Annotated in this window: 14 protein-coding genes; 3 read left to right on the top strand and 11 right to left on the bottom strand. The window is 45.2% G+C overall.

Annotated elements, in window-relative coordinates:
- Positions 1-445: 445 nt before the first annotated feature.
- From fur to CEF13_RS11105, 3 genes are all read right to left on the bottom strand, one after another.
- On the bottom strand, positions 446-925 hold the full coding sequence (gene fur, locus CEF13_RS11115) for a ferric iron uptake transcriptional regulator (RefSeq protein ID WP_102710740.1): 480 nt from the start codon (positions 923-925) through the stop codon (positions 446-448).
- 90 nt (positions 926-1,015) lie between these two features.
- Positions 1,016-1,633: a stage II sporulation protein M gene (spoIIM, locus tag CEF13_RS11110; protein WP_243864589.1), complete on the bottom strand. Its 618-nt coding sequence runs from the start codon at positions 1,631-1,633 to the stop codon at positions 1,016-1,018.
- A gap of 310 nt (positions 1,634-1,943) precedes the next feature.
- Complete coding sequence (locus tag CEF13_RS11105; RefSeq protein WP_102710738.1) at positions 1,944-2,507, bottom strand: NUDIX hydrolase; 564 nt, start codon at positions 2,505-2,507, stop codon at positions 1,944-1,946.
- Positions 2,508-2,604: 97 nt separating this feature from the next.
- Between CEF13_RS11105 and mciZ the strand changes: the two genes are divergently transcribed.
- Positions 2,605-2,769 carry a Z-ring formation inhibitor MciZ gene (gene mciZ / locus CEF13_RS11100; RefSeq protein WP_102710737.1) on the top strand — a complete coding sequence of 55 codons (165 nt, stop codon included), beginning with the start codon at positions 2,605-2,607 and terminating at the stop codon, positions 2,767-2,769.
- Positions 2,770-2,865: 96 nt separating this feature from the next.
- Here mciZ and CEF13_RS11095 read toward each other — a convergent pair whose 3' ends face one another.
- Positions 2,866-3,999, bottom strand: coding sequence for a M20/M25/M40 family metallo-hydrolase (locus tag CEF13_RS11095; RefSeq protein WP_102710736.1), 1,134 nt, complete (start codon positions 3,997-3,999; stop codon positions 2,866-2,868).
- 76 nt (positions 4,000-4,075) lie between these two features.
- Between CEF13_RS11095 and prli42 the strand changes: the two genes are divergently transcribed.
- On the top strand, positions 4,076-4,192 hold the full coding sequence (prli42, locus tag CEF13_RS29675; protein ID WP_424991970.1) for a stressosome-associated protein Prli42: 117 nt from the start codon (positions 4,076-4,078) through the stop codon (positions 4,190-4,192).
- Here prli42 and lipB read toward each other — a convergent pair.
- From lipB to lpdA, 5 genes are all read right to left on the bottom strand, one after another.
- Entirely contained in the window at positions 4,181-4,888 is a 708-nt protein-coding gene (gene lipB / locus CEF13_RS11090) for a lipoyl(octanoyl) transferase LipB (RefSeq protein ID WP_102710735.1), read from the bottom strand. The genes prli42 and lipB overlap by 12 nt on opposite strands.
- Before the next feature lie 16 nt (positions 4,889-4,904).
- A complete protein-coding gene (locus CEF13_RS11085) occupies positions 4,905-6,239 on the bottom strand; it encodes a dihydrolipoamide acetyltransferase family protein (protein WP_424991969.1) in 1,335 nt (444 codons plus the stop codon).
- A 105-nt stretch (positions 6,240-6,344) separates the two neighbouring features.
- Positions 6,345-7,328, bottom strand: a complete 984-nt coding sequence (locus CEF13_RS11080) for an alpha-ketoacid dehydrogenase subunit beta (protein ID WP_102710733.1) — start codon at positions 7,326-7,328, stop codon at positions 6,345-6,347.
- The gene (locus tag CEF13_RS11075; RefSeq protein WP_102710732.1) at positions 7,328-8,362 is read right to left on the bottom strand and encodes a thiamine pyrophosphate-dependent dehydrogenase E1 component subunit alpha; all 1,035 of its coding nucleotides are present in this window, start codon (positions 8,360-8,362) and stop codon (positions 7,328-7,330) included. The genes CEF13_RS11080 and CEF13_RS11075 overlap by 1 nt, the downstream gene beginning before the upstream one ends.
- A gap of 96 nt (positions 8,363-8,458) precedes the next feature.
- Positions 8,459-9,886 (bottom strand): dihydrolipoyl dehydrogenase, encoded by a 1,428-nt coding sequence (lpdA, locus tag CEF13_RS11070; protein WP_102710731.1) that lies wholly within the window; start codon positions 9,884-9,886, stop codon positions 8,459-8,461.
- Between the two features lie 227 nt (positions 9,887-10,113).
- Between lpdA and CEF13_RS11065 the strand changes: the two genes are divergently transcribed.
- Positions 10,114-10,407, top strand: coding sequence for a DUF2627 domain-containing protein (locus CEF13_RS11065; RefSeq protein ID WP_102710730.1), 294 nt, complete (start codon positions 10,114-10,116; stop codon positions 10,405-10,407).
- A gap of 12 nt (positions 10,408-10,419) precedes the next feature.
- Here CEF13_RS11065 and coaD read toward each other — a convergent pair whose 3' ends face one another.
- Together coaD and CEF13_RS11055 are read right to left on the bottom strand one after the other, a co-directional pair.
- Complete coding sequence (gene coaD, locus CEF13_RS11060; protein WP_102710729.1) at positions 10,420-10,896, bottom strand: pantetheine-phosphate adenylyltransferase; 477 nt, start codon at positions 10,894-10,896, stop codon at positions 10,420-10,422.
- Positions 10,897-11,071: 175 nt separating this feature from the next.
- Entirely contained in the window at positions 11,072-13,819 is a 2,748-nt protein-coding gene (locus tag CEF13_RS11055; RefSeq protein WP_102710728.1) for a hypothetical protein, read from the bottom strand.

Below are 13,819 nucleotides of genomic sequence, written 5' to 3'. Positions count from 1 at the left end.
TAGTATTTACAGGTACAGCATTAAAACTGGTCTTATCAGGAAAAATTAACTGTAGAATTTCCAGTTACTTGACTCCATTAAAGAGCTTCTTACCGACACCCATCAATAAACCATCGAAGTTTAAGCCGCATGAAGATTATTCGCATAACTTATGATGCGACCAGCCATAGAAGAGCATTTATTCGTAGCGTTTGTATAGTATTTTTTCATCAGCTTATCCGCTGAAGATGACACTAGGAAACACAAAAAAACACACATAGGCTGTGTGCTAATCAAGCAACTATTGAGAAAATTATTACTTATACTTAAATAGGAAATAAAAGCTTAGACCCTCTCGCAGAATTTTAGTCTCGCATTGCTTTTTCCAATCCAACGCCCCCAAGCTTCCTCCCTTAAAAACGCCAAAACGGCTTCGCCGTCCCAATTCGATGGACAGCTTAGCCGTTTATGATTGATTTTCAGTTGGGTTTGGATTTGCAAGGTCGTTTTTTGCTTTGCAACGGTGGCACACGCCTTGAAAGTCCAGACGATGGTCAATGACGAAAAATCCGTATTCCTGCTCAAGTCGTTCTTCTAGCGGCAAAAGCCAGTCTTCCTTAATTTCATCCATTGTTCCACATTGCACGCATATTAAGTGATGATGATGATGCTTGTTGCTGTCTGTACGCAGATCATACCGCGCAACTCCATCGCCGAAATTCAGCTTTTCGACAACATGCATTTCGCTTAGCAATTCCAATGTCCGATAAACCGTTGCTAATCCGATTTCTGGGGCTTTATCCTTAACTAGCATAAATACATCTTCAGCGCTCAGGTGGTCGTCTTCATTCTCTAGTAAAACACGTACCGTTGCTTCACGCTGCGGGGTTAATTTGTAGCCCTGCGACTGCAACTGTTGTTTAATTTTCTCAATCCGGGCTTCCATGATTTCCCCCCTACCACATCTGCGCCTTTTTCAGTTAACGTTTCCCTCCATTATAGGTGCTAACCTCTAATAAAGTCAAACATTTTGGTGTCAGATTGTGGCGTTCGCGGGCGATAGAAAGGGTGATACCCAGCTAATCATCGAAGGAGAAACATAAGCTTCAAACAGCGCCGCACCAGCGAACAGAAGCAGCATTAGCAATGCTGTAGAGGTAAATGCGCTTAACTCCGGCGCTAGCTTGCCCTTCTGCTGAAGAAGTCTGTTTTTGACGACAAACATCGAGAATGAAAGAGCAGCCGCACTTGTAATAATCATAGCTGGTACGGTTATCATGTTTTGCGGAGCAATGGAGACGAGCGAGAACAGGACACCTTTCCAAGCATACTGATTAATAAGCGTCCCAACAGAAAATCCTACCAATGACCCTTTCAAGAAATTTAAGGCGAGCACGCCGGGAATGCCGACAACTGTAATGCCCAGCAGCCACAAAACAATCAACCACTTGCTGTGGAACATCAAACGTTCCCAGAACGTTTGTGCTTCCCCAGAGCCGCTTCCTGCATTCATCATTTGAACATACTGATCCATTTCTTGCGCTAGCTTCTGTTGCTGCTCAAACGTAAGCGCATTGACCATTAATGCTCCAAAAATAACGCCGACAACAAACAAGACGGATACAAACACATAGAGTGACAGCTGGTTTTTCAAATAAGAAACCTCCAACCTTAACAAAGATTTTCGAGCCCGCCGATCCCTCTCTTCCAAAGGAGGTTCCCAAGGGGCTGCACCCTTTGGACTCAAGGACTATCTAAGGCTTTAGAACGGTATGAAAAAATGCGTTTGCTGTGAATCGCTTTCGTCTCTTCGTGACACGATTAAATGTAGTAGGTAAGGAAATATTTCAATGGGTTGTCTCTCTAGTGTATGAGGGATTAATTAGAGCTATGACGAGGGCTTGTATCAACTAGTATCGGAGGTATCATGAAAATTTTCGATTGGCAAATTTAGAGGGGGTCGGTTAGATCTGACCCGTTAGGATGTATAGCTTCCACGCGTAAACAGCGAGAATGGTTTTGGCATCACTGATGCGGCCCTGTTGAATATATTGTTCAGCTTGCTCAATTGTAATTGCGTCTACTTTGAGGTCTTCGTCTTCATCGGGGTTTTGTATGCCCAATTCAACTTGATCGGTGAAATATACATACAACTTCTCGTCAGCAAAGCCTGGAGATGTATAAAAGGCACTTAGAAGCTTCAGATCATTGGAGCGGTAGCCTGTCTCTTCCTCCAACTCACGGGCTGCTGCGGTCATTGGATCTTCACCGGGGTCGAGCTTGCCGGCCGGAATTTCGATTTGAAATTTCTCCAGCGGTTTTCTAAACTGCTCAACGACAAGCAGTTTGCCATCCAGCAATGCCATAACCGCTGCTGCGCCTGGATGCTTGACGATTTCCCTTGTTGCCGTTCTTCCATCCTCAAGCGTAACAGTATCCACCTGTAGACTGATCATTTTGCCTTTGAAAATTTCATCAGTCTTAACCGTTTCTTCACGCCATAAGCCAACTGCATGCTGCTCTTCCATAATGAACCGTCTCCTTTAATTACCAATATAATATTCCGCATAACTTGTCCTGTCTGAGCATAACTATCATTATACAAAAACGACAGGAGCGGTTTATATGAAACAATATGTATCCTTAAATCATTTACGACTTGTAGGAAAAGGCTGGGAAATCCGGCATCAGCTGCGCAAGCTCTCTGCCTCTACCTTATCAAGAAGCCCGATGTCCGAATACACCAATGTGATCAGCGTGCGCCGTGTTCAGTCTGAGAAATCGAATTAATTAATTTTAGCATTTAAGCAAAAACCCTCCGTCCTCGTTCAGTACTACTGAGCCATAGGATCGAAGGGCTTTCTGTGTTTCGAAAATATGGCTTAGCTACTCTGCAGAAGCTGCCTGTCTAATTAGCTCAACAACTAGCTCCGTCGTTTTAACCAAATCCTCTACCTTGATTTGTTCCTTAGTCGTATGAATATGCTCATAACCAACAGCTAAATTAACCGTTGGAATACCCAGGCCGTTGAATATGTTAGCGTCACTGCCGCCGCCGGAATGAAATGTTCTTGGCGTAAGACCAATTGCTTGTATCGCTTTTTTGGCTAGCTGTACAACCGGAGTTTCATCTGAATGCTGATAAGCTGGATAGATGATGTCGCTCTCCAACTCGCCACGCGCGCCATACTCCTCCGCTGCGCTCTCCACTGCTTTGCGCATAGCTGCAATCTGATTATCCAGTTTGTGCTGCACGATACTCCGAGCCTCGGCATCGAGTCTGACAAAATCACATACGATATTCGTTGCGCCTCCGCCTTCGAAACGGCCAATATTGGCTGTTGTTTCTTTATCTATACGACCGAGCGGCATTCTAGCTATCGCTTTGCCAGCTACTTGAATCGCACTTATTCCATCCTCTGGATTGACACCGGCATGTGCCGAACGACCATACATTTTGATCGTAACCTTGGCCTGCGTCGGCGCTGCAACCGCAATGTCGCCAACTGAGCCATTGGAATCCAGCGCATAGCCGAACTTCGCCTCCAGCTTCGATGCATCAAGCGAGCGTGCGCCTAGAAGGCCTGATTCCTCACCGACTGTTATGACAAATTGAATGCGTCCATGCGGGATAGATTGTTCCTTGACGACGCGGATCGCTTCAAAGATAGCTGCAAGACCCGCTTTATCATCCGCACCGAGAATCGTTGTGCCATCGCTGCGTATGTACCCATCATCATCCAGCTGCGGCTTGATGCCAACGCCCGGCGTTACCGTGTCCATATGGCAGGTAAATAGAACCGTCGGTGCTGAAGAGTTCTCTTCGGAAGCCTCCAAGATCGCAAATAGGTTTCCTGCACCGTGACCCGTTTTTGCCGCAGCATCATCCTCGCTGACAAGTAAACCAAGCGCTTCAAATTTTTGCTTTAACACAAGGCTGATCTCCTGCTCATGCTTGGTTTCACTATCAATCCGCACTAATTCCATAAATTCATCCACTAGTCGATTTTTTGTAATCATTTACGTTTCCTCCATCCATATTTTTCGTATACAATAGAGTAAAGACAAGCCCACATACAAATAAAGCTGTTCCAATATGAAAGGAGTTTTCTTTATGCGCAGACAACGACTTATACGTTTCGTAGCTATCCTGCTTGTATCCGCTCTGTTATTATCTACCCTGGTAGCAGGCTTAGGTTCATTATTTTATTAATACAGTATTTAAAGCCTTGAATTCTTTGACAAAATGAGGGAGCAGTTGATTCGCCGCTTCCTCAACCGTCAAGTTTTGCCCTGTTAAATCATTAAACGAAGTTACTCCGTACTGCTCAATTCCACACGGAATAATACCGCTAAACCCTTCACCAGCAATGCCTGCTTTAATGTTCAAAGCAAACCCATGACTCGTAATGAAGCCTCTGCGCTGCCGTGCTTTATTGAATTTCACACCGATGGCAGCAATCTTCTGATCGCCAACCCATACACCTGTATATTCTTGTTTTCTGCCCGCTTCTATACCATACTCTGCAAGCCAATTAATAATGACTTGCTCGAGACTGCGTAAATATGCATGTAAATCAAGACCTTCCGCATCCAAATAAAGCAGAGGATAGCCTACCAGCTGACCTGGACCGTGATAAGTTATATCTCCGCCGCGATCAATCTGAAATAACGTTATTCCCCGCTCCTTGAGATCCGCTTCACCGAGCAGCAAATGCTCTGGATGCTTATCAGACCCCATCGTATAAGTCGGTGGATGCTGAAGAAGGAGCAGCGTCTGTTCGCGCTCCCCCTGATCAATTTGTTTCACATATGCTTTCTGCAGATCCCACGCTTTCGCGTAATCGAGCATTCCAATATAGTGGGCTTCCAACCGTCTTAAGCTACTCGAGCTATTCGCCTCAGCCATGTCGGTCCCCTCGTTTCTAATACAATTTACTTTCTAGATTAAAGCTTTCTAAATTATCCTTTACACGCTGCAGGAACCGGCCGCAAATGACGCCGTCTAGAATACGGTGATCCAGCGACAAGCAAAGGTTCGCCATGGATCGTACAGCCAGCATATCATTAATGACGACTGGACGTTTTACAATCGATTCAAATGTCAGGATAGCAGCCTGAGGATAGTTTATGATGGGATAAGATAAGATTGAACCGAAAGAACCGGTATTGTTGACAGTAAAGGTTCCACCCTGCATATCAGAAAGCGTCAGCTTTCCTTTACGGGTTTTACGGGCTAGCTCTTCTATTTCCTTAGCCAAGCCGGCTACATTTTTGTGATCGGCATTTTTGATGACTGGTGTCAGAACGGAGTCCTCTGTACCTACCGCAAGCGAAATATTGATATCGCGCTTCACAATAATTTTGTCCACTGCCCACATGGAGTTCATGATCGGGAAGTCTTTAATCGCATTGACGACTGCCTTCAACAAGAATGCCAAGTACGTCAAATTGATGCCTTCGCGTTTCATGAAATCATCTTTGAGCTTGTTCCGAAGCAGAACCAGATTGGTTACATCAACCTCGATCATCGTCCATGCATGAGGAATTTCGGTCACACTTTGTCTCATATTGCGGGCAATTGTGTTCCGAAGCGGAGTTACGTCAATAAAGCTATCGCGTCCCGATCCGGAGAAGCCTTCAACCTCAATTTTCGGCAGTCTAGGCGTTTCTGAGAAATGCAAGCCTGAGGAACGAACCTGTGCATTCGAATCTACAGCCCGAGGTGCAACCTTTACCTCTGTGCCGCTAGCAGCTTGAGCTGATTGGCCGGCTCCAGAAGCTACATAAGCGAGAACATCCTTGCGAGTAATGCGGCCGCCAAGGCCTGTTCCAGGCACATCAGCCAATCGGATTGCATGCTCGGCAGCTAATTGCTGCACAGCAGGAGAATACCGATTGCGCATTGGCGCATCTTCTGTATTCACTTGAACGGCAGCAGTTGGCGATGCCGACACTGAGCCCGTATAATCAGGACTCGAACTTGTGTTTCCTTCATCCCCTGCGCCTTCGACTTCGATTAGACAGATAGCTGTTCCTACCGGCACAGTCTCTCCCTTGCCAACTAATATTTTTACGAGCTTTCCAGCAACTGTTGACGGCAGCTCTGCATTTACTTTGTCCGTCAAAATCTCACATACCGGCTCATATATGTCTACCCAGTCACCCGGCTGTTTTAGCCATTTATCAATAGTGGCCGACACGAGTGACTCCGCAAGCTGCGGCACGACGATTTCCGTCAGTGATTTCATGTATCCCATCTCCTAACTGGTGCAAGCTTAAACAGCTCCTGCTAATCTGTTTAAGCCTGCTTCGCTATGACCTATAAATAGGATAGAAACGTATGGATGATACGTTCCTATTCTTTAATAAAGAGCTAAATTCCGCATAGCCTCTTTTACTTTTTCTTTATTTAGCATAAAAAATTTCTCGCCAGGCGGATTAATCGGCATAGCCGGAACATCCGGCCCGCATAAACGCATGATAGGCGCATCCAGCTCATAGATCAGCTCTTCAGCTATAATGGCTGATACCTCCGCACCTACACCGCCTGTCTTATTATCCTCATGAATAATAAGCACCTTGCCTGTTTTGCGAACTGCTTCAAGAATTCCTTCTTTATCAAGCGGCTGAAGCGTACGCAAATCAAGAATATGCGTTTGAATGCCTTCGCCTGCAAGCTCTTCAGCGGCCTGCTCCACGAAATGCAGCGGCAAGCTGTAAGCGATAACCGTTAGATCATCACCTTCGCGAAGGACATTTGCTTTACCGATAGGAACGATATAATCCTCTTCCGGCACTTCACCGTTAATAAGCTTGTAGCATTTTTTGTTTTCGAAATATAGCACCGGGTCCGGATCGCGCACAGCCGCTTTCAGTAATCCCTTTGCATCATAAGCTCTGTAAGGAGCTACAATTTTCAAACCTGGCGTTCCAAAAAAAACAGATTCTGGACATTGTGAATGATAGAGGCCACCAAACACGCCTCCGCCGATTGGTGCACGGATAACGAGCGGGCAAGTCCAGTCATTATTGGAGCGGTAACGAATCTTTGCCGCTTCGCTTATAATTTGATTGGTCGCAGGAAACATGAAATCGGAATATTGCATTTCTGCAATGGGCTTCATTCCATACATAGCCGCTCCAATGGCAACGCCAGCTATTGCTGACTCTGCAAGGGGCGTATCCATTACGCGCTGCTCGCCGAACTGATCCATTAGCCCCTTAGTCGTCGTGAAGACGCCGCCTTTAACGCCGACATCCTCACCAAGCACGAACACATCTTCGTCTCGTTCCATTTCTTCCTTCATTCCAAGACGAATGGCATCAATATAGTCCATAACAGCCATTAATTATTCCCTCCTTGCTCAGTATCATCCGCATACACATGCAGCAGTGTAGATTCTGGCGTTGGGAATGGCGCTTTGTCGCCGTATTCAGTAGCCTCATCGAGCATTTTACGTATTTGAGCCTGGAGCTCTGTATCAAGCTCCTCGGACCAAATGCCGCTATCTATCAAATACTGCTTATATTTCGGTATGCCGTCCTTAGATCGATTGAAATCTACTTCTTCCTTGGTCCGATAAGCAAGATCGTTATCCGAGGTGGAATGAGGAGATAGACGGTACATGAGCGCTTCAATTAAAGTAGGCCCTTCACCTGCAATCGCTCGCTCCCTTGCTTCCTTGACGATTCTGTATACTTCAAGCGCATCATTGCCATCAACCTGCAAGCCCGGGAAGCCGTATCCAAGCGCACGATCAGCTACTTTACCGGCAAGCTGTTTATGAATAGGAACTGAAATGGCATATTGATTATTTTCGCACATGAAAATAACCGGCAGCTTATGCACTCCCGCAAAGTTACAGCCTTCATGGAAGTCCCCCTGATTGCTGGAGCCTTCACCAAACGTCACGAAGCTAACGAGCGGCTTCTTTTTCATTTTTGCAGCTAATGCAATGCCTACTGCATGTGGAACCTGCGTTGTAACAGGGCTGGAGCCCGTCACGATACGCAGCTTCTTAGAGCCGAAGTGGCCTGGCATTTGCCGTCCGCCGCTATTAGGGTCCTCCGCTTTGGCGAACACGGACAACAGCAAATCACGGAGCGTCATGCCTACCGACAATACGAATCCATAATCACGGTAGTAAGGTAAAAAGTAATCCGTTTCACGGTCCAGCGCATAGGCCGCCGCAACTTGTGCCACCTCTTGGCCGACACCGGAAACATGGAAATTAATTTTACCGGCACGCTGCAGCAAGAGCATCCGCTCATCAAACTTGCGTGCCATTACCATCGTTCTGTACATATCAATTGCTTGCTCATCGCTAAGCCCTAATTCTACATGACGAACATTTTGCCCAGTAGAAGTAAATTGGGTCATAAGGTGTTCCTCCTTTTACCTGCTATTATAACCTGGTACTAAGACTTGATCATATATATTATAACTCCATTTGCAGCAAAAAGAAAACCGTCTATATTAGAAAGAAATTGCTTTGCCGTCAACAGCCAGCATAGCCTCGCCCAGCGCCTCTGAAAGTGTCGGATGGGGATGGATCATTTGGCCAATCTCCCACGGGGTTGCATTGAGTACACCTGCCAGCGCTGCTTCTGAAATCAGCTCCGTCGCGTGTGCTCCAATGATGTGGACACCAACAATATCATTGGTCTTGCGATCAGCAATAACTTTAACAAATCCATCTTTATCTCCATGCACAAGCGCCTTGCCGATGGCTTGAAACGGAATTTTACCCGTCTTAATATCATGGCCCTTGGTGCGCGCACCGTCCTCCGTTAAGCCGTAGGAGGCAATTTCCGGTCTGGAATAAATACAGCGCGGAACTAAATGCTGCTCTACTGCTGCGGGCTTCAAGCCGCTAATGTGCTCGGCAGCAACTAATCCCTCATGTGCAGCAGCATGTGCCAATTGCACCCCGCCTATCACATCGCCGATCGCATAGATATGAGGTTCGCTCGTTTGACCAAAGCTATTTACTTCAATCATGCCGTTTTTCGTACGAATATCTGTATTCTCAAGTCCGATGCCCTCTGCATTCGGCAAGCGACCGACAGAGACAAGTAGCTTCTCAGCAGTTAGAATAACATCACCGTCCGGTGTGCCTGCAGAAATCGAAATTTCGCCATTTTCCCCTTTGTAGGTATCGGTCTGAAGCTGAACGCCGGTCAATATGCGAACGCCGCGACGACTGAGCAAACGAGCCAGCTCCGCCGACACTTCTGTATCCTCACCTGGCAGCAGACGTGATCCCGCTTCTACCAGTGTGACCTGCACGCCGAAATCCTGAAGCAGCGACGCCCATTCCACACCAATTACGCCTCCGCCTACAATGAGGATTGAGGCTGGAAGCTTCTCCATAACCAACGCCTCATCGCTTGTTAGTATATATTCGCCATCTGGTGAGAGACCATCAAGCACACGCGGCCTTGAGCCCGTCGCAATAATCAGGTTGGTGGATACGACCGATTCCATTTCTCCATCTGGAAGCTCAACAGCGAGCGAACCGCTGCGCGGCGAGAAAATCGAAGGTCCGATTACTCTTCCCTTGCCTTGAATAATCTGGATTCCATTCTTCTTCATCAAGCTTTGAAGACCGCGATAAAGCTGCTCAACCGTCCCTTCCTTCCGAGCTTGAACCTTATTGAAATCAAGTGAAATGGCACCTTCTGTTACCTCTACACCGTATGTACTCGCATCCAGCAATGTTGAATAAACCTCAGCACTGCGAAGCAGCGACTTACTTGGTATACATCCTTTGTGCAAGCATGTGCCGCCCAGCTTGTCCATTTCTATAATTGCTACCTTCTTGCCAAGCTGCGCTGCGCGAATCGCTGCGGTATAACCGCCAGGCCCGCCGCCCAGTATAGCTACGTCTACCTCTATAGCCATCAAAATTCATTCCCTTCTTTATACGTGCATGATGTCATATGATATGCTTGTACCCTCAGATATGTATCGTACGCTATGATCGATGCGCTTTGCAAACCTCATTCACCTTCTTATTGTAACTGTTTTTATCATTGTTTACATCGCTCTTTTGCGAAATAGACACTCACAGCCGAAAAAGGTATGATAGAACTAACTGTATATTTAATCGACAAGGAGACGCAGCATTTATGAAATTAGTTACTGCCCGTTTTATTGCTATACTACTGCTAGTTATTCCCGGTCTGCTGGCTTGCTTTGGATTTCTCAAGATGAAGGATTCCGTATTCCTTTATTTCTCTGATTTCGGAAATGATGCTATCACACCCCACTTTCAGTGGCTGAAGTTTCTGCTCGGATTTATTATGTTCGCTGCCGGAGCAGGTTTCATTGCAGGCTGGACATTCTTCCGAGACCGCAAGCGCAATTATGTAGCACCTCGCTTCAAGCAGAAGAGGCCTCGCCCTCCAAAACCGCAAAGCTAGCTTCTTCCTTCCTTATTCCACATATTCCAGCATTCGCAGATACGCTTTCGGAACCATGTAAGAGGCAGCTAGTTCAGTTTTATCCGACTTCAAGAACATGCGTACGAGCGAGCTGCTGGTTTGCATATAATGCGTGTAAGGCGATAAATAAATAGTGTCCGCCATTGTCGTATTTCGAATATACTGCTCCAGCTGCAGCTCATATTCAAGATCGGTTGCATTTCGAATGCCGCGGATAACTACATTAATGTCATTATCATTAATATAATCGGCCACGATTCCTTCAAATGGAACAATGATCATCTTTGCTTCCTGACTTATCGACAAGCTGACAAGCTCCGTTCGCTGATCAATCGTGAAGTGATGCTGCTTCGCCCGATTATTGGCGACAATAATATGAACCTCGCTGAATAAATGGAAGGCTCGTTCGATAACCGAAACATGTCCGAGCGTAATGGGATCAAAGCTTCCTGCATATACAGCTCTCATGGAATCACCTCAAGTTACAGTTTAACATTGCAAACAAACAACCTAACAATTACATAATTAAAAAAATTCATATCTCTATAAAAACAGAATCCATACGTTTAATCAAGAATGATGAAGAAGGGGCTTTCCTTTCAAGTAGATGATCTACTTATAGGACAGCCCCTTTTTTTTGACTTTAATTATTCAAATCATCGTACATAGAGCCTGTAACATTAATCTTAATCGCATCCAACGGTTTAATCCCAACCAGCTTACCAAGTGTTTTGTATGCATTGGTGCTATTGGAGAGCTCCAGATCATCAATCCATGCTTGGACGTAATATTCTCCATTCGGCATTTGCGCATGAGTATAAACATTTGTATTGTCTTTATTAATGATGATGGATACCTTCGTCTTTTCTTTAATCTTATACATCTTCTGACCGCTCTCCACATATTCTCGGTACTTGAAGTTGTCAAAGCTGCCCAATGTACTGGACTCCGGGTAGCCTTCAAGAACCAGCTTCCAATAAGGATGCGTTTTGTTATCCACAGATTCCTCCGAATGATAAATTTCCTCAACCGATTTGGAATATCTCGAATCCTCAACACTTCGGTCAATAACCGTTAAGAGAACGGCAGAATCTACACCTTTCTTCTCTTTTACGCTCAACGCAGCCGCTTTCTTCACAGGGGCATTCCCTTTTTTGCCTAACGGCTCATTAAAAATATTTACAGCCACTTTTTTGTTGTTAATATAAATCAAGTCTGTTTCATAACGGAAGGAATCAATAACTGCGTTGACAAGATCTTTATGATCCTTTGTATCAGTTTGTGTTTGCTTGAATGTTTCAGTTTCCACAGTAAAGGTATATACGCCCGCTGGATTGAAATAGTAACCGGATTTGATCGGATAATCATACTTTTGCAGCTGCTTGTCAGTCGCGAATACGGCTTTATCATACAATGTTTTATTGTTTGTCATTTTTCTTGCCGCATCTCTGCCTTGTTTGTATTGCTGCTCCATCGTTTTTTCGTTTTGCCAATTCACTTCACCTCTGGCCTGCTGGATAAAGGTCCGTTTATATTGTCCAGGGACAGTCGTCCATTCATAGAGCTTTCCGTTTTCATTCTCATTTGCCATCCAACGAATAACATCATAGGCGTACGGCTCATTCGTCCAAAACAAACTTTTTCTCAGATCGCTTATGGTGTTATTCTCTAGAACATCCTTGTACGTTTTAGCTGGAACGGTCTTTATGCCATTGTAGATCTTAGCTTTAACATTTTTAACATCGACACCTGGACTGAAAGGCGCAGATGTTGAGCCGGGCTCTTTTTCTTCAGTACAGGTAATCTGCTCTTCACCAAAATGATCCTTGGATGTTGTACATACGGACAGGGTTCGGATATAGTTTCTTGTTACCGCGCCTTCGAAGCTAATCGTTCCTATGTTTAGCTTAGCGTCATTGGAATTGGGCCAATTGAGCCATTTCCTATTCTTTGGATCATCCCCGAAATCAGATCTTAGAAGACTGGTCGTTATCACCGGTTTTCTCACGATGCTCGTGCCTGCTTCATTCACCGGTGGATTATTCGACACCGTAAAGGAACGGAATACATTGGCTGATAAATTATTCACATGTAAAGCGCCGAATGCATTGCCATCCCATGTGGATTGGCTTGGAAGACTTAAATGAGCTGTTATCGCGGCTCCTCCGGACAACGGAAACGTCACTATTTTCTTTAATACATTATAATCCAGCTCATATTCCCCAGTAACAGTAGGCAGAGCCGTAACTAATTTGATTGCTGCAGGAGGCAGTACATTATTCTCGTAGGATGCTTCCTTCGGCGAATTTTTGTCTTTATTTATGGTAAACCCAATCGTCACATTGCCTTTAGGCATCGTAAACGAAGCATACAGCAGCCTCTCTCCGTTCGCAGGAATCGTTATTAATCCTGATTCCGTTTTGGCATGGCCTGCATAGTTGATGGCGAGAGCCTCTCCACTGCTAGTTTTGACATTCCAAGCATAATCCGTTTCTTGATCCGTAGTGAAGGAAGAATTAAGCTTGATGCCTACTAATACTTCTTCACCTTCGACAGCTCCGGACGGCAGTGCCTCGAATTGTGCAGAGAGATCGTCGGATAATAAGATAAAGGGAGCAATAGGTATTCCAAGGTAGGTATAAGCACCCGATGCGCCTTTAATATAAATCCGTCCCTCTCCCCAAGACAGATAGGTTGGCGGCTGCAACACATGCACATACTTAACCCAGTCTCCGCCCTTTGGCTTTGCATCTCTGTCGTAGACCACTCTGTCCTTATATTGATCATTTAGGCTTTGATACATAAACTGACTATATTTCTTCCCCGCATAATGATAATTTAATCCTACAAGGATTGCTTGCTCGAAGGTTCCATTCGAGCTCGCTAGAAATTTATGTTTCGTATTGCGATAACCATCATAGCCATTTTTTTTGACCATGTAAACTCTCTGAAGATTGGAATCATCCCATGGGGCTTCAACCATATTAAAGTTCTGTATCTTTGTTCCGCTCCAGCCAGCATACCAAGGTGCGCCATCCGTAGATACCGATTCACCAAACCTGGTATATCCAGAATAAGCATACATGCCTCCTCTATGCTGTAGCCAAGGTCCATGGCTGCTGCCATATACCATCTCATAATTATTATTGTTAACCGCTAACCGGTTTCTCAATAAATCTACCCTTAAATAACCTTTGCTCGTAAACATCTTATAATAATTATCGCCTTCGTCATATAGCTCACTCATATCCTTATTAATATCCGCCACAATCTCCTCTGGGGTTGTTGGCAAGCGATATTCCATACTCGAGTCAGCTTCTGAATATACAAATGAAGCAAGAGCTTGAAATAATAGCAGAGTCATTATACTTGCCCATATCGTTTTCTTCAA

This window comes from Paenibacillus castaneae, from assembly GCF_002884445.1.
Classification (GTDB): domain Bacteria; phylum Bacillota; class Bacilli; order Paenibacillales; family Paenibacillaceae; genus Pristimantibacillus; species Pristimantibacillus castaneae.
Note: the sequence above shows the minus strand (reverse complement) of the source record. Positions and strands in the feature narration are given on the sequence as shown.

Coding starts and splice junctions, on each gene's coding strand:
- mciZ (WP_102710737.1), top strand. CDS start 2,605: ATGAAACAATATGTATCCTTAAATCATTTACGACTTGTAGGAAAAGGC.
- prli42 (WP_424991970.1), top strand. CDS start 4,076: ATGAAAGGAGTTTTCTTTATGCGCAGACAACGACTTATACGTTTCGTA.
- coaD (WP_102710729.1), bottom strand. CDS start 10,896: ATGAGAGCTGTATATGCAGGAAGCTTTGATCCCATTACGCTCGGACAT.
- CEF13_RS11105 (WP_102710738.1), bottom strand. CDS start 2,507: ATGGAAGAGCAGCATGCAGTTGGCTTATGGCGTGAAGAAACGGTTAAG.
- CEF13_RS11085 (WP_424991969.1), bottom strand. CDS start 6,239: ATGGGATACATGAAATCACTGACGGAAATCGTCGTGCCGCAGCTTGCG.
- CEF13_RS11095 (WP_102710736.1), bottom strand. CDS start 3,999: ATGATTACAAAAAATCGACTAGTGGATGAATTTATGGAATTAGTGCGG.
- lipB (WP_102710735.1), bottom strand. CDS start 4,888: ATGGCTGAGGCGAATAGCTCGAGTAGCTTAAGACGGTTGGAAGCCCAC.
- CEF13_RS11075 (WP_102710732.1), bottom strand. CDS start 8,362: ATGACCCAATTTACTTCTACTGGGCAAAATGTTCGTCATGTAGAATTA.
- lpdA (WP_102710731.1), bottom strand. CDS start 9,886: ATGGCTATAGAGGTAGACGTAGCTATACTGGGCGGCGGGCCTGGCGGT.
- CEF13_RS11080 (WP_102710733.1), bottom strand. CDS start 7,328: ATGGCTGTTATGGACTATATTGATGCCATTCGTCTTGGAATGAAGGAA.
- CEF13_RS11065 (WP_102710730.1), top strand. CDS start 10,114: ATGAAATTAGTTACTGCCCGTTTTATTGCTATACTACTGCTAGTTATT.
- fur (WP_102710740.1), bottom strand. CDS start 925: ATGGAAGCCCGGATTGAGAAAATTAAACAACAGTTGCAGTCGCAGGGC.